At 30.4% G+C, this 14,333-nt stretch carries 15 protein-coding genes; 6 read left to right on the forward strand and 9 right to left on the reverse strand.

Features of this window, described 5'->3' with window-relative positions; translation table 11 throughout:
* The first annotated feature begins 12 nt into the window (after nucleotides 1-12).
* Nucleotides 13-1,644: an isocitrate lyase gene (locus WA340_RS10340; RefSeq protein ID WP_336128935.1), complete on the forward strand. Its 1,632-nt coding sequence runs from the start codon at nucleotides 13-15 to the stop codon at nucleotides 1,642-1,644.
* Between the two features lie 138 nt (nucleotides 1,645-1,782).
* Nucleotides 1,783-2,235, forward strand: a complete 453-nt coding sequence (locus WA340_RS10345) for a hypothetical protein (protein WP_336128936.1) — start codon at nucleotides 1,783-1,785, stop codon at nucleotides 2,233-2,235.
* On the opposite strand, the gene WA340_RS10350 is transcribed toward WA340_RS10345, so the two are convergent.
* The 3 genes from WA340_RS10350 to WA340_RS10360 are packed head-to-tail and all read right to left on the reverse strand — an operon-like array spanning nucleotide 2,222 to nucleotide 4,006.
* Nucleotides 2,222-2,695: a GNAT family N-acetyltransferase gene (locus tag WA340_RS10350; protein ID WP_336128937.1), complete on the reverse strand. Its 474-nt coding sequence runs from the start codon at nucleotides 2,693-2,695 to the stop codon at nucleotides 2,222-2,224. The genes WA340_RS10345 and WA340_RS10350 overlap by 14 nt on opposite strands.
* Nucleotides 2,695-2,985 carry a hypothetical protein gene (locus tag WA340_RS10355; RefSeq protein ID WP_336128939.1) on the reverse strand — a complete coding sequence of 97 codons (291 nt, stop codon included), beginning with the start codon at nucleotides 2,983-2,985 and terminating at the stop codon, nucleotides 2,695-2,697. The genes WA340_RS10350 and WA340_RS10355 overlap by 1 nt, the downstream gene beginning before the upstream one ends.
* Nucleotides 2,978-4,006 (reverse strand): formimidoylglutamase, encoded by a 1,029-nt coding sequence (locus WA340_RS10360; protein ID WP_336128941.1) that lies wholly within the window; start codon nucleotides 4,004-4,006, stop codon nucleotides 2,978-2,980. The genes WA340_RS10355 and WA340_RS10360 overlap by 8 nt, the downstream gene beginning before the upstream one ends.
* Before the next feature lie 100 nt (nucleotides 4,007-4,106).
* On the opposite strand from WA340_RS10360, the gene WA340_RS10365 reads away from it, so the two are divergent.
* Nucleotides 4,107-4,991 carry a chromosome partitioning protein ParA gene (locus tag WA340_RS10365; RefSeq protein WP_336128943.1) on the forward strand — a complete coding sequence of 295 codons (885 nt, stop codon included), beginning with the start codon at nucleotides 4,107-4,109 and terminating at the stop codon, nucleotides 4,989-4,991.
* Between the two features lie 66 nt (nucleotides 4,992-5,057).
* Here the strand turns inward: WA340_RS10365 and hutI are convergent, their stop codons facing one another.
* Nucleotides 5,058-6,296, reverse strand: a complete 1,239-nt coding sequence (gene hutI, locus WA340_RS10370) for an imidazolonepropionase (protein WP_336128945.1) — start codon at nucleotides 6,294-6,296, stop codon at nucleotides 5,058-5,060.
* Between the two features lie 183 nt (nucleotides 6,297-6,479).
* Here hutI and WA340_RS10375 point away from each other — a divergent pair, with 183 nt between their 5' ends.
* Nucleotides 6,480-7,070 carry a Crp/Fnr family transcriptional regulator gene (locus WA340_RS10375; RefSeq protein ID WP_336128947.1) on the forward strand — a complete coding sequence of 197 codons (591 nt, stop codon included), beginning with the start codon at nucleotides 6,480-6,482 and terminating at the stop codon, nucleotides 7,068-7,070.
* A 143-nt stretch (nucleotides 7,071-7,213) separates the two neighbouring features.
* Here the strand turns inward: WA340_RS10375 and fumC are convergent, their stop codons facing one another.
* Nucleotides 7,214-8,611: a class II fumarate hydratase gene (gene fumC, locus WA340_RS10380; RefSeq protein WP_336128949.1), complete on the reverse strand. Its 1,398-nt coding sequence runs from the start codon at nucleotides 8,609-8,611 to the stop codon at nucleotides 7,214-7,216.
* Nucleotides 8,612-8,801: 190 nt separating this feature from the next.
* Here fumC and WA340_RS10385 point away from each other — a divergent pair, with 190 nt between their 5' ends.
* Nucleotides 8,802-9,194 carry a hypothetical protein gene (locus WA340_RS10385; protein WP_336128951.1) on the forward strand — a complete coding sequence of 131 codons (393 nt, stop codon included), beginning with the start codon at nucleotides 8,802-8,804 and terminating at the stop codon, nucleotides 9,192-9,194.
* 105 nt (nucleotides 9,195-9,299) lie between these two features.
* Nucleotides 9,300-9,476 carry a hypothetical protein gene (locus tag WA340_RS10390; RefSeq protein ID WP_027878899.1) on the forward strand — a complete coding sequence of 59 codons (177 nt, stop codon included), beginning with the start codon at nucleotides 9,300-9,302 and terminating at the stop codon, nucleotides 9,474-9,476.
* A 289-nt stretch (nucleotides 9,477-9,765) separates the two neighbouring features.
* On the opposite strand, the gene WA340_RS10395 is transcribed toward WA340_RS10390, so the two are convergent.
* From WA340_RS10395 to prfB, 4 genes are all read right to left on the reverse strand, one after another.
* The gene (locus WA340_RS10395) at nucleotides 9,766-12,285 is read right to left on the reverse strand and encodes a TonB-dependent receptor domain-containing protein (protein WP_336128953.1); all 2,520 of its coding nucleotides are present in this window, start codon (nucleotides 12,283-12,285) and stop codon (nucleotides 9,766-9,768) included.
* 100 nt (nucleotides 12,286-12,385) lie between these two features.
* A complete protein-coding gene (locus WA340_RS10400) occupies nucleotides 12,386-12,748 on the reverse strand; it encodes an ArsC/Spx/MgsR family protein (RefSeq protein WP_336128955.1) in 363 nt (120 codons plus the stop codon).
* Nucleotides 12,749-12,823: 75 nt separating this feature from the next.
* Nucleotides 12,824-13,165, reverse strand: coding sequence for an arsenate reductase (glutaredoxin) (arsC, locus tag WA340_RS10405; RefSeq protein WP_336128956.1), 342 nt, complete (start codon nucleotides 13,163-13,165; stop codon nucleotides 12,824-12,826).
* A gap of 9 nt (nucleotides 13,166-13,174) precedes the next feature.
* Nucleotides 13,175-14,285 (reverse strand): peptide chain release factor 2 gene (prfB, locus tag WA340_RS10410; RefSeq protein ID WP_146131294.1). Its coding sequence is split into 2 segments (ribosomal slippage): nucleotides 13,175-14,221 and nucleotides 14,223-14,285, totalling 1,110 coding nucleotides; the frame shifts between segments, so codons are not numbered across the junction.
* Nucleotides 14,286-14,333: the final 48 nt, after the last annotated feature.

Consider the following 14,333-nt stretch of genomic DNA (forward strand, 5'->3'; position numbering starts at 1 on the left):
TATTACAAAATTATGAAAAATTTATTTGATACTAATTACAATTCTGCTTTACAAACAATACAAGATTTAAAAGCAAAATTTGGTACAACTTGGGAAGCAATTTCGGCACAAAATGGCGCAAGAATGAGGTTTCAAAACCAATTTAAAACAGGTATAGATATAGCAAAATATACTGCAGCTATTATGCGAAAAGATATGGCAGAATATGATGCAGATGCTTCAAATTATACACAGTCTTTAGGTTGTTGGCATGGTTTTGTGGCACAACAAAAAATGATTGCTGTGAAAAAACATCACAATACAACAAATAAAAGATACTTATACTTATCGGGTTGGATGGTAGCTGCGTTACGTTCAGAATTTGGACCATTACCAGATCAATCTATGCACGAAAAAACAGCAGTTCCTGCTTTAATTGCAGAGATTTATGATTTTTTACGTCAAGCAGATGCAATAGAATTAAACGATTTATTTAGACGTTTAGAATTAGGCGAAGATGTACAAGATCAAATAGATAATTTTCAAACACATATCGTACCAATTATAGCAGATATAGATGCTGGTTTTGGTAACGAAGAAGCGACGTATTTATTAGCAAAAAAAATGATTCAAGCTGGTGCATGTGCGATACAGATTGAAAACCAAGTGTCTGATGCCAAACAATGCGGTCATCAAGATGGTAAAGTAACTGTACCACATGAAGATTTTATAGCAAAATTAAATGCAGTTAGATATGCATTTTTAGAACTTGGAGTTGATGACGGAATTATAGTAGCAAGAACAGATTCTGAAGGTGCAGGATTAACACAAAAGCTTCCGGTAAGTAAAACTAAAGGCGATTTGGCATCTAAATATTTAGAGTTTGTAGATGCAAATCCAGTTAATATTGAAGACGTAACCGAAAATGAAGTGTTATTAAAACGAAACGGACAATTAGTAAAACCTGTACGATTAGCTAACGGATTGTATAAATTTAAAGAAGGCTCTAATATAGATAGAGTAGTGCTAGATTGCATTACTAGCTTACAAAATGGTGCAGATCTTTTATGGATAGAAACGCCAACACCAAATGTAAAGCAAATAGCACATATGGTAAATCGTGTAAAAGATGTTGTGCCTAATGCTAAATTAGTTTACAATAATTCACCATCGTTTAATTGGACGTTAAACTTTAGAAATCAAGTCTATGAAGAGATGTTAGCCGAAGGTGAAAACATGACTGCTTATGACCGTAATAATTTAATGGATGCAGAATATGATAATACCGAATTATCGTTTAGAGCAGATCAAAAAATTAAAACATTTCAGATGGATGCAGCTCGAGAAGCAGGCGTTTTTCATCATTTAATAACATTACCAACATATCACACTACTGCGTTACATATGAATGATTTAACCAAAGGATATTTTGGTAAAGATGGTATGTTAGCTTATGTTAAAGACGTGCAAAGACAAGAAATACGCAAAGGTGTAGCTTGTGTAAAACACCAACGTATGGCAGGATCTGATTTAGGAGACGACCATAAAACATTTTTTGCAGGAGATAATGCTTTAAAAGCTGGTGGCGCAAAAAATACTTCAAATCAATTTGAAACTAAAAAACAGGTTAAAAATGAGGAAAATACTATAAGCGTTGTTGCTTAATTAATTTGTTAGTTTTAATTGAAAAAGCACTCTAAAAGTAGAGTGCTTTTTTTGTAACAATTATTTTGATTTTCAGACTTATAAGTAAAGCAGATTATGGGATACATGGGTTTTGGTATGTTAAGTTGAGTTTATAATATGAAACCTCGTAAACCTTTTTCTGTTGAAAGAAAACCGTCTTTTACAGCTATTCCAGTTTATAAAAGAAAATTTAAGCTTCAGCATTCTAAATCTTCATCTAAAAAAGTTGCTTTAATTGCATTAATAATCTTATTGATTGTTACACCAATTTCATTTTCTATGGTAAATCAGTTTTTAAAACATTCAAAAACTATAACTACAGCTAAGCAAAAGTTAGAAAAAAAAGAAGATAAAATTGCGTTTAATTTTTTATTAGAATCAGGTATAAATCGACTGTATTCTAAAGATTATAAAGGTGCTTTTTCAGAGTTTAAATTAGCATATAAAATCAATCCTAAACATTTACAAACGCAAACATTAATTATTGAAACCTTAACTATATTATGTGTTAACAACAATGATTATTGCAGTTATTTAGATAAGTTTTTAAATGAAATTAATTCATTTTGAATTCCATTTTAATATCTGCTCTTTTGTAAGGTGTATTTGGTTCTAATTTTACTTCTTTAAAACCATTTTTTTTATACAAATAAATGGCATTTTCTAAAGATCTGTTAGAATAAAGTAATAAGTTTTTAAACTTATTTTCTTTAGCAAAATTTATAGCATGTTCTAATAATTTGTGTCCTATTTTTTGACCTCGCATTTCAGGTAAAACAGCCATTTTTGTAAGTTCAAAACCTTCTTTATCTTTTAATGGCATAAACGCATAGGTGCCAACTATAGTATCGTTTAATTTTGCAAAAAAGATGTAACCACCTTTGTTAATAATATACTTTTCAGGTTGACTTAAAACGTCTTCATCTAAAGGTTCTACGTAAAAATAGCTTTCTAACCATTCTTTATTTAGTTTATAAAAATCTTTACTGTAAAGTTTATTAAATGCTATAATATTAATTGTTCCAGTCATTAATTTAAATATATAAAGGCAAATCCAAAAAGTAGTAAACTTATAAATGAAATGAAAAAGGTTAAATTAAGAATTGATTTATCTGCAATATTTTTTTTTACCAAATCAATAATCATCCAAATAGGTATTGCGATAATTAAAATCAAACTAGGTATAGTAAATAATTCTGCTAACGCTTGAAACCATTGTGAATTAATACGATTTATGTATAAAAATAAATGAGTGACTATATAAACAAAAACTAAAAAAGCTAAAGCTAATCTTATATATTCAATTTTTAGTTTATTCATTTTTGGTGTTTTTAGCTTTAATAAAATCGGTTATTAAATAAGTAATTAATTTACCTACTTGATTGGCTGTTTTTTTTGTTGGTGCAGCTTCGCAAATATGCAAATATTTTACGTGTTTTCTTTTAGCAAAATAATGTAAAAATTGTCTTGTTTTTTTAACGCTAAACCCACTTGGTGTTTTTGCACTACTTGGTATATTAATGATAGCATCGCAATCTATTTCGATACCAAATTCATTTTTACAAATATGATCCTTACCTCGTTTTAAAGCGTTTTTAAATGATGTTTTTTGTTTTACTTCTATGTCTTCATAGGTTATGTAGTCTAGCTTTTTATCAGTGTCTAAATTCTCGAAAATAGGAGTAGATGTGTAGTTTTCATGTAAACCAAAAATAAAATACTTTTTTAAAAAACCTTCATTGTATGCGTAGCTAAAACCATTTCCGCTATGTCTTCCTTCTAAGTTTCTAAAATCGGTATGGGCATCAAAATTAATTGCATTAATCGGTTTTTTTAAGCCCAAAGATGTACCTTTAATCATTCCGTAAGCATTATTGTGTCCACCACCAATAGCAATAGGTGTTTTACCAGCGCTAATAATTGTACAAACTAAGTCTGTAACGTGTTTATCAATTTCGGTAACCAATTTTCTTGCACTTTGTAAATGTTTTTTATCGTTTTGCTTAAGTTTTGTTAGTTGTTCTAACTCTTCAGTAAAATCTAAATGTCCTAATATCAAAACTCTATTGGCTGCTGTAAAAGGGTTACTTTGTATATTTAACAAAACTTTAATTGTGGCATTCCAAGCGTTGTAAGTGCCAGTATTTCCTAGGTTTGCGAATACACCAACATCTTCTGGTAAACCAAAAATAACGTAGTCAACGTCTAAAGATTTAATTGCGTCGTATATATTAGAAACGTTGGATAATAACTTGATTTGTTCACCAAATTTTATTTCTCCATCACGAGTATTAAGTAAATTGTTTACTTCTAATTTTTCTAATAAAATTAGTTTTTCCATTTGCTTTTTATAAGTTTTGTAGAATAAAATTAAGGTTTTTAAATCAAAGTTTATCCAAAATAAAGAATTAACGTTTCACCCTTAAAAAAAATTAAATATTATGGCAAACAACACTGCAAGCACAGGATTAAAAGTAGCATTAGGTATAGCTTTAGTGTTATTTATTGGTACAGCTGTTTATACTGGATCTTTATATAGCGAAAAACAAGAAACAGAGCAGCAATTAAAAACAGAAAAAAATGATGTATTAGCCAACTTAAATGCAATGAAGTCTAAGTACGACTTGGCATTAAGCGAAAACGAAGTGACTAATCAAAATTTAGTAGATGCAAGAGAAAGAATACAAGGTCTTATAGATTCTTTACAAACTGCAGAAACTAACGTAAAAAGTTTATGGAGGTACAAACAAAAGTATCTTGCATTACAAGAAGAAATGGATGTTCTATTAACAGAAAATGACCGTTTAAAAGTAGAGAATATGCAGCTTGCAACGACTTTAGATAGTACAAAAGTACAACTTGAAGAAAGAGCAATGTTTAATGACTCTTTAATGATACAAAATACAGCATTAGCTGAAGTTATGGAAAATGCAGCTGTTTTAAATACAGTAAACCTTAAAGGATATGGTGTTTTAGTGCGTAATAATGGTAAGTTAGTGCCTATGGAAAGAGCTAGACGTGTAGATAAAATTAGAGTATGCTATACTGTTGCTAAAAACAAGTTAGTACAATCTGGAGATAAAGAGCTATACGTGCAAGTTATTGATCCTAAAAACAATATTTTAGGAGCAAATCAACAGGTAACTTTTGGAGAACAAACATTAAATTATAGCGTTATAAGTAAGTTTAACTACGAAAGCGGAAACTTAGATATTTGCGAGTTTGTAAGTAATAACACAGATGATAAGTTTGAGGATGGTCGCTATCAAGTAAACGTATTTAACGGAAACGAATTGGTATCTAGCTCTGAATTTACACTTAAATAATATTCAGTAACAATGTAGATATTGTTAATTATTCCATTAAAGTCCAAATTAATTTTTGGACTTTTTTTATGCTATAATTTGACCGTTAATAATTACAGTTTCTATATTATTTTCTCCAAAAGAATACGGTAAATAATAGTAACTAGGTATTTGTTTAGTAATAATAACATTTGCTTTTTTACCTCTGGTGATACTTCCGTATTGTTTGTCTATACCCATAGCGTAAGCACCATTAATGGTTGCTGCATTAATAGCTTCTTCTGGTGTCATTTTCATTTTTATGCAAGCTGTACTTACGACAAAATTCATATTACCACTTGGTGTCGATCCAGGATTATAATCTGTAGCTAAAGCTAAAGGTAAACCTGCATCAATCATTTTTCTTGCAGGAGTATACGGAATACTTAAAAAGTAGGAGCAAGACGGTAACGCAACCGGCATGGTATTACTACCTTTTAAAACTTCAATGTCTTCATCATTCATTTCTTCTAAATGATCTACGCTTAAAGCATTGTTTTCTACAGCTAACGCTACGCCTCCAAAAGCATTAAATTGATTTACGTGTATTTTTGAAGCCATATGATGTTTTTTACCAGCTTCTATGATTTGTTTAGTATCATCTAAATCAAAATATCCTTTTTCGCAAAAAATATCAATGTAGTCTGCTAATTGCTCTTTTTCAATTTGCGGTAGCATTTCATTTATAATTTCATCTAAATAACCTTGTTTGTTGTTTTTATAATGTTGTGGTAGTGCATGTGCACCTAAAAACGTGGCTCTTACTTTTACAGGAAATTCTTTTTTTATGCGTTTAATTACACGAAGCATTTTAAGTTCTGCTTCTGGAGTTAGTCCGTAACCAGATTTAATTTCTAATGCGCCTGTACCTAACTTCATAACGGTTTTAACGCGTGCAATAGATTGATTGTAAAGTTCTTCTTCAGAAGTGTTTTGAAGTGTTTTAGCACTGTTTAAAATTCCGCCACCACGATTGGCAATTTCTTCGTAAGTCAACCCATTAATACGGTCTACAAACTCTAATTCACGATTACCAGCGTAAACAATGTGCGTATGAGAATCGCACCAAGTCGGTAGCACAAATTTACCAGTTGCATCAATAGTGGTTTCTGCTTCTATGGAAGCAGCATCTTCCATTGGTCCATAACTTATAATGGTATCATCTTCTATTAAGAGATATGCATCTTCTATTGTAGGTAGCGTTTTCATGTCATTACCTGAAATAAACGATGGACAATTTTCTCTAACTTGAAGTAATGATTTTATGTTGGTAATTAATATGGACATATGGTTATTTTTAGATGAAATTCAAAGATAGATATTTTAATAAAAATTTATAATTGAAATATTCGTTCTTTTCAATAATAATGCAGTTTGTCGAATATTTAAATCTAAGTCAAATTTTTCAAAAACTTTTTTGTACTATGTCAAGATTAACTAATTTTAATCAAACATCCCTTAAAATATCAAATGATAACACCTGACTTAATACAAGCATTTAAAGATAATGTAAGTGAGTTTTATGATATTTCTTATGAGTCTTTGCACCTTTTAAAAGAAATAACAGAAGTTAGAGAGCTTAAAGCTGGAACAATTTTAGAAAATGTTGGAGATATACCTAACAGCGTTTATGTTATTATTGATGGGTATTGTAGATCTTATTTTGTAAATGAAAAAGGTAAAGAATTTACAAAAGCAATTTATAAACCTTTAGATATTTTTACTTCTTTTAATGCTATTATCAAACAAATACCGGCAGATTGTTATTATGCAACATTAACAAAATGTACTGTAATAGTTACAAATTATAACGAATACATTAATTTAAGAGAACAACATCCTGATATATTAAAGTTTCATTTTAGTTATTTAGAAAATGTAATATGTCAAAACGATGTAAGACATAAAGAGCTTTTAAGTATGAATGCTACAGAGCGATATTTGAGTTTAAGAAAACAAATACCAAATATCGATAATTTAATACCTCAATATCAAATAGCAACTTATTTAAGTATTACACCTGTGCAATTAAGCAGAATAAGAAATAAGTTAAATCATTAACATATGTTAATGCATAAACTTGATGTTTTAAGTATAATTGTATTGTTATAATACTACACACATATTAATAACTAACTCACACACAAAAAAACCGTTAAAAAGTTAATTTTTAACGGTTTCCTTTTTTAAAGTATATAAAGTTATTATTTAAGACTTCCAACCATGTCTTCTGGTTTTACCCATTCGTCATAATCTTCTGCGCTTACATAACCTAAATTAATTGCTTCTTCTTTTAAAGTAGTACCGTTTTTGTGTGCTGTGTTAGCAATTTCGGCAGCTTTGTAGTAACCTATTTTTGTATTTAAAGCAGTCACTAACATTAAAGAATTGTTTAATAATTCTTTAATCACTGCGTGGTTTGGCTCTATACCAGATGCACAATTTACATCAAAACTTACACAAGCATCTCCAATTAATTGTGCAGACTCTAAAATATTAGCCGCCATAACTGGTTTAAACACGTTAAGCTCGTAATGTCCTTGTGTACCACCAACAGTTATCGCCACATCATTACCCATAACTTGCGCACAAACCATGGTTAAAGCTTCGCATTGTGTTGGGTTTACTTTTCCTGGCATGATAGAACTACCTGGTTCATTAGCAGGAATAATAATCTCTCCAATTCCAGATCTTGGTCCAGACGCCATCATACGTATATCGTTAGCAATTTTATTTAAAGACACAGCAATTTGTTTTAAAGCGCCATGACTTTCTACAATTGCATCATGTGCAGCTAACGCTTCAAACTTATTTGGTGCAGTTATAAATGGTAAACCTGTAAATTCAGCAATATATTCTGCTACACGTTTATCGTAACCTTTCGGTGTGTTTAGACCTGTACCAACAGCTGTACCACCTAACGCTAATTCTTTTAAGTGGTCTAACGTGTTTTCTAGTGCTTTTAAACCGTGATCTAACTGAGATACGTATCCAGAAAACTCTTGTCCTAACGTTAATGGAGTTGCATCCATTAAGTGTGTACGACCAATTTTTACAACGTTTTTAAATTCTTCAGATTTCTTTTTTAAAGTATTGCGTAATTGTTTAACACCAGGTATGGTTGTTTTTACAATTTTTGAGTAAGCTGCAATGTGCATTCCTGTAGGGAAGGTATCGTTAGACGACTGCGATTTGTTAACATCATCATTTGGTTGGATGGTTTTATCACCTTCACCAATAGTTTTACCAGCTAATTGATGCGCACGGTTAGCGATAACCTCGTTAACATTCATGTTAGATTGTGTACCAGAACCAGTTTGCCAAATCACTAACGGAAACTGATCATCATGTTTACCTACTAAAATCTCGTCACAAACCTTAGCAATAAGGTCGCGTTTTTCTACCGGTAACACGCCAAGCTCGCAGTTAGTGTAAGCAGCAGCTTTTTTAAGGTAAGCAAAACCGTAAACAATTTCTAAAGGCATAGATGCTGGCGCACCAATTTTAAAATTGTTACGAGAGCGTTCTGTTTGTGCGCCCCAAAGTTTGTCTGCAGGCACTTTAACCTCGCCCATTGTATCTTTTTCTATTCTGTATTCCATGGTATAGTTGATTATAAAAATAAGACTACAAATTTATAAAAAATTGAGGTCTTAATTAAGTGAATGTTAATAAGAAATAAATACTTTTTAGGGTTTGTATTTGAGATGTTGAATAATTTGTCGAAATTGTGGTTTAATAATAATTTATTTTAATATCATGAATTTAAATAGGTCAATCTTCTTTATCTTTTTGTTTTGCTCCACCATTAGTTTTGCTCAAAAAAAAGACAATCCTAATATAAGTATATTATTAAAACAATGGGAATTAGTAGATTTTGAAACTGTTGATAGTTCTTCAGATAAAATGATAGTAACTTTAACAAAGTATGCAGATAAGGTTAGATTTAATTTTAGAGAAGATTTTTATTTACAGGTTGTTTATTCTGAAACTAAAAAAGAAATTTATAAATGGAAGTTTAAACGAAAATTTACAATTGAAATAACACCATTAGATATTAATAGTTTTAATAAAGATATTGTGGGAGAATTCGTAATAACAGACTTAAGTAATATTTCCTCTATATTTTTAGGGCATAAGGGACAACCTCATAATGGTATAATGCTCAAACTTTCTGAGAATTAATCAACATTCTTAACAACTTTGTTAATAATTTTTAGGATAGTGTTGTTTAAAAAAAAGGTAATAAGTATCTTTGCGGTAACAATAAACAAGTAATTAGACGTAATCATGTTCGAATTTGACCAATATTTAGGCTTTTTAGCATTTTTAACTATCTTAACCATAGGCTTTTGGTTAATGATTTTTTTAATCACATTTGTAGTTCCTTATTGGATTGGAGGAAGCTTAATAGAGCGTTTAAAAGAAATTAAAGAAGAGAAAAAAGCAAAAAGACAACAGGCTTAAGCTTTTTATTAATCATATTTAAAAAGGGAAATTCTAAATTAGTTTTAGAATTTCCCTTTTTTTATGCTGTTAATTATAGACGATTTTGTTATTCAGAGCTGTTTCATAGAGCGCAGTCAAAATGAAAGCAAAGAATCTATTTATTTAAGATTATGAGATTCCTCAATTCTTCGGAATGACAGTTGATTGATATTTTAGGATATAAAAAAAGGGTTTATTACAATTTAATAAACCCTTTTTTATAGTTTGCTAACTGCTAACTGCTAACTGCTAACTGCTAACTGAAAAACTATCCTTCAAATTCGTCATCACCGTTGTAGTCATTATTTCTGTTACCTCTATTACGGTCTTTTTTCTGATTAAATCTGTAAATCATAGATAAGGTAATTTGACGTTGTCTCCATTGAAATTCTGAAGTTACACGTTCTGTAGCTGTTGTTGTAACAGAGTTTCTTTTTCTTGAGTTAAATAAGTCTCTTACGTTTAAAGATAAAGTAGCTTTATCTTTAAAAATCTCTTTACTAAATGCTAAATCCATAGAGAAAATACCGTCTGTATCAGATTGTGCATCAGATCTTGCACCTCTATAAAATGCATTTGTTTGCCAATCTATTTTTGCTGGTAAAGTTACTTTACTACTAAATCTAGCAAACCAACTTGTGTTTTTTGCGCTGTAATCTACACCGTTAAATTCTCCTTCTGTATTAAATTGAAAGAAGTTAATACTAGAGTTTAAACGTAACCATTTTTCTGGGTTGTATAACACACCAAGTTCGGCTCCAGTACGTTTGTTTGTAGATAAGTTAACAGGAATTGTTCTAATAATATTAATACCATCTGTTGTTACACTACCGGTGTTTTCTTGTACACGCTCAAAAGAATCTGTTTCGTGTTGGTAGTACACAGATGTAGTTAATGTTAATTTATCCCAACGCTTTAAATATCCTAAATCAAAGGTGCTAGAAAATGCTGGGTCTAAGTTTGGATTACCTTGAAAAACTCTTGTTCTACTTGATCTGGTAGGAAAAGGGTTGATAAACCAACCACGTGGTCTGTTTATACGTCTGTTGTAACCTAGTGTTATACTTTCTTCTTTCTGATCTTCTTTTGCTAGATTATAAATTAAGTTTACTGTTGGGAATAAACCTAAATAGTTTTTATCAAAATCTGTATCAATCGGAAAGCCAAAAGCGTCGTTTAATTCTTGATCTGATAATCTTGAGTCAATTTTTCCTTTTAATTGTGTATGCTCTAATCTAAGACCTAATAAAAAAGAGAATTTACCTAATTTGGTACCGTATTGCGTGTAAAGTGCATTTACGTTTTCTGAATAATCAAAAACGTTTGTAATAGTATCGTTTACAAATAAAGATCCATCTGTAATGTTTTCTTGTTCTAAAAGATAGTCTGTTACTTCATTTTGAAAACTACCTCGGTAACCAGCTTCGAATCTAGAATCTTCACCAATTGGTAATACATAATCTGCCTGTACTAAATATTCTTTTTGATCTTCTGTTTGATAAATTTGTTCTCTTTGAAATGGTTCTGGGTTAGCATCTTCGGTAAAATCATAATTTTCATCTAAAAATGTAAATTGCTCTTCTTTATCAATTACATATTGAAAATCTGCAGTTAATTGATGACCTTTATCATCAAATTTAGTGATGTAATTTAATGCGAATTGGTAGCTATTATCTTCTTCATTTTGACGCTCGTATCTTGTAGTTTGTTCTACTAAACCACCATTATAACGTTCTGAAATATTTGTTGATAAATCTGCATCTTCACCATATCTATAGAAAAAACTTCCTGTTAAAGAGGTTTTATCTGATAAGAAGTATTCCATACCAATGTTACCGTTATAATTACGATTAAGTCTAGTAACATCTTGGTCTTCTATAATTTGTCTATATTCTGGTGTTTGTAAAATACCGTCTTCATCTAAATAATCAAAATAATAGGTGTCACTATCACTTGTTCTTGGTGCATCAAAATATCTAAAACCTATGTTTGAAAATAGGTTGAATTTTTCTGTTCTGTAGTTTAATGTTGTAGCAACACCAACTAAATCTGGGTTACCAGCATTTAAATTAATAGATCCATTAAACCCTAAAGTTTCCTTTTGACGTAGTATAATGTTTAAAATACCAGCAGTACCTTCGGCATCATATCTAGCAGAAGGCGATGTAATAACCTCTACACGCTCTATCGCTTCTGCAGGAAGCTGACTTAACACATTGCTGTCTCCAAAACCAGCAAGAGCAGATGGTTTACCGTTGATTAAAATTCTAACATTTTCGTTACCTCTTAAACTAATACCACCTTCTATATCTACAGAAACTGAAGGGACATTATTTAAAGCATCACTTACAGTTCCTCCAGCTGTCGTTAAATCTTTACCAATGTTGTAGATTTTTTTATCAAGTCTAATGTCTACAGTAGTTTTTTCGGCAACGATTTCAATTTCATCTAAAGTTTCAGCATCTACAGATAGGGAAGTGGTACCTAAGTTTGTATTGCTAGTAATTGATTTGTTATTGATTGTTAGCTTTTTAAAGCCTATATATTCGTATGAAATGTTATAAGTTCCTGCTGCAACTTTAATGTTGTAATTACCTTTGGTATCTGTTATTCCTCCGGTAACATCACTTGCATCTGTTGTGCTAGTAAATACAATTGTTGCGTATTCTAATGGTGTTTGAGTGCTAGCGTCTACAATTTTACCTTTTACTGTAATTTCTTTTTCGTTCTGAGCAAAAATTAGCGTTGTAAATAAAAGAATAAAACTGGTTAGTATTTTTTTAGTCATAATTAGGTTTTTGTTCTAAGACGCCAAAAATACTTACAGGTTTAACCTGACTTGGTTAAAGCTTTGTTAAATAAAAATGAATAGTGTTAACGTACGTTAATTAGTCTGGAATTATATCAAAAATACGTTTTGCAGGTTTTCCTATTACGGCTTTTTCTCCGTTAATAATTATTGGTCTTTCAATAATTTCTTGATACTCAACCATTAGATCCAAAAGCTCTTCGTTATTAAACTTATGATCATCTTGATGCAAGTGATCAAAATTTTCTTTCCAGACTTTACTTTCTTTCCTAATTAGTTCTTCTGGATTAATTTTAAGAAGCTTTATTATTTTTTGAAGTTTTATTTTATCTAAAGGTTTATCCTGATATTTGATAGCTTCTTGATCATGTTTACTTGTCTCTAAAATTTCTAAACACTTATTTGAGTTTGGAGAGTCTGGGTTGTGATATATTACTATCATTATCGTTTAAGGGGAAATTTTATTACTCTATAATTATTTATGATTTTAAATATTAATGATTAATAGCGATACAATTTAAATAATTTTTTTAATATTTTCAGGTGGTCTTCCAACAATAGCTTTATCTTTATTTACAACAATTGGTCGTTCTATTAACTTAGGATTTTCAATCATTGCTGTAATAATTTCATTATCAGACAATTGTTTGTTTTTGTAGTTTTCTTTCCAAATAGATTCGTTTTTTCTAACTAAGTCAATTGGTTTAATACCTAGTAGTTTTATGATATCAGAAAGTTCTTCTTTTGTAGGCGTATTTTCTAAATATTTAACAATTTCAAAATCTTTACCTGATTCTTCAAGAATTTGTAATCCTTCTCTAGATTTTCTACATCTTGGGTTGTGATATATTTTAATCATATTAATTTTTTAAAGATTATTATTGTCTTCGGTTTGTTGCCCCATCATCATTAAATAAGACTTTAAAAATGGTTCTATGTGACCATCCATTACAGCGTCTACATTTCCAGTTTCGTGACCAGAACGTACGTCTTTAACTAACTTATATGGATGCATAACATAGTTACGTATTTGGCTTCCCCATTCAATTTTCATTTTACCAGCTTCAATATCATCACGTTGTGCCATTTGTTTTTGAAGTTCAATTTCATAAAGCTGAGATTTTAGCATTTGTAAGGCACGAGCACGATTATCGTGTTGCGATCGTGTTTCTGAGCATGAAATTTGAATTCCGGTAGGTTTGTGTGTTAACTGCACTTTAGTTTCAACTTTATTTACATTTTGTCCTCCGGCACCACTTGATCTAGCAGTAGTAATTTCAATATCTGCTGGGTTAATTTCGATTTCAATAGTATCATCAACCAAAGGATAAACATAAACAGAAGCAAAACTTGTATGTCGTTTTGCGTTACTATCAAATGGCGAAATTCTTACTAATCTATGGACACCGTTTTCTCCTTTTAACCATCCAAAAGCAAAGTCGCCTTCAATTTCTAAAGTCACTGTTTTTATACCTGCAACATCACCTTCTTGAAAGTTAAGTTCTTTTACCTTAAAACCATTTTTTTCTGCGTACATTAAATACATACGCATAAGCATACTTGCCCAATCGCAGCTTTCTGTACCACCAGCACCAGCTGTTATTTGTAAAACAGCGCTTAGGCTATCACCTTCTTCAGAAAGCATATTTTTAAATTCAAGATTTTCTATAGCAGTTTCTGCTTTTTCAAACCTTGATTCTACATCTTCTAAGCTAGCTTCCTCTTCTTTAAAAAACTCGTATATAACTTCTAAATCTTCAATATAAGTTTTAGCATTGTCATAGTCTTCTATCCATTTTTTCTTTTCTCTGATGGATTTCATGACTTGCTCTGCAGCTTTAGAATCATTCCAAAAATTCGGGTCAAATGTTTTTTCTTCTTCGTTACGAAGCTCTATTGTCTTTGCATCTAAGTCAAAGATATTGCCTTAAAGACTTAAGGCGTTTATTAAGATCTTTAATTTGATCTGTTGTAATCATATAATATATTGTTTGAAACAAAAATAAAATTATTAGTAAGATTCTAAA

Origin of the sequence: Mesoflavibacter sp. CH_XMU1422-2, from assembly GCF_037029245.1 — a bacterium.
GTDB lineage: Bacteria > Bacteroidota > Bacteroidia > Flavobacteriales > Flavobacteriaceae > Mesoflavibacter > Mesoflavibacter zeaxanthinifaciens.

Bases quoted from the DNA above. Each gene is read 5' to 3' on its own strand.
- hutI (WP_336128945.1), bottom strand. From the start codon at position 6,296: ATGTCCATATTAATTACCAACATAAAATCATTACTTCAAGTTAGAGAA.
- WA340_RS10345 (WP_336128936.1), top strand. From the start codon at position 1,783: ATGAAACCTCGTAAACCTTTTTCTGTTGAAAGAAAACCGTCTTTTACA.
- WA340_RS10350 (WP_336128937.1), bottom strand. From the start codon at position 2,695: ATGACTGGAACAATTAATATTATAGCATTTAATAAACTTTACAGTAAA.
- WA340_RS10375 (WP_336128947.1), top strand. From the start codon at position 6,480: ATGATAACACCTGACTTAATACAAGCATTTAAAGATAATGTAAGTGAG.
- WA340_RS10365 (WP_336128943.1), top strand. From the start codon at position 4,107: ATGGCAAACAACACTGCAAGCACAGGATTAAAAGTAGCATTAGGTATA.
- WA340_RS10340 (WP_336128935.1), top strand. From the start codon at position 13: ATGAAAAATTTATTTGATACTAATTACAATTCTGCTTTACAAACAATA.
- WA340_RS10395 (WP_336128953.1), bottom strand. From the start codon at position 12,285: ATGACTAAAAAAATACTAACCAGTTTTATTCTTTTATTTACAACGCTA.
- fumC (WP_336128949.1), bottom strand. From the start codon at position 8,611: ATGGAATACAGAATAGAAAAAGATACAATGGGCGAGGTTAAAGTGCCT.
- WA340_RS10400 (WP_336128955.1), bottom strand. From the start codon at position 12,748: ATGATAGTAATATATCACAACCCAGACTCTCCAAACTCAAATAAGTGT.
- arsC (WP_336128956.1), bottom strand. From the start codon at position 13,165: ATGATTAAAATATATCACAACCCAAGATGTAGAAAATCTAGAGAAGGA.
- WA340_RS10360 (WP_336128941.1), bottom strand. From the start codon at position 4,006: ATGGAAAAACTAATTTTATTAGAAAAATTAGAAGTAAACAATTTACTT.
- WA340_RS10390 (WP_027878899.1), top strand. From the start codon at position 9,300: ATGTTCGAATTTGACCAATATTTAGGCTTTTTAGCATTTTTAACTATC.
- WA340_RS10355 (WP_336128939.1), bottom strand. From the start codon at position 2,985: ATGAATAAACTAAAAATTGAATATATAAGATTAGCTTTAGCTTTTTTA.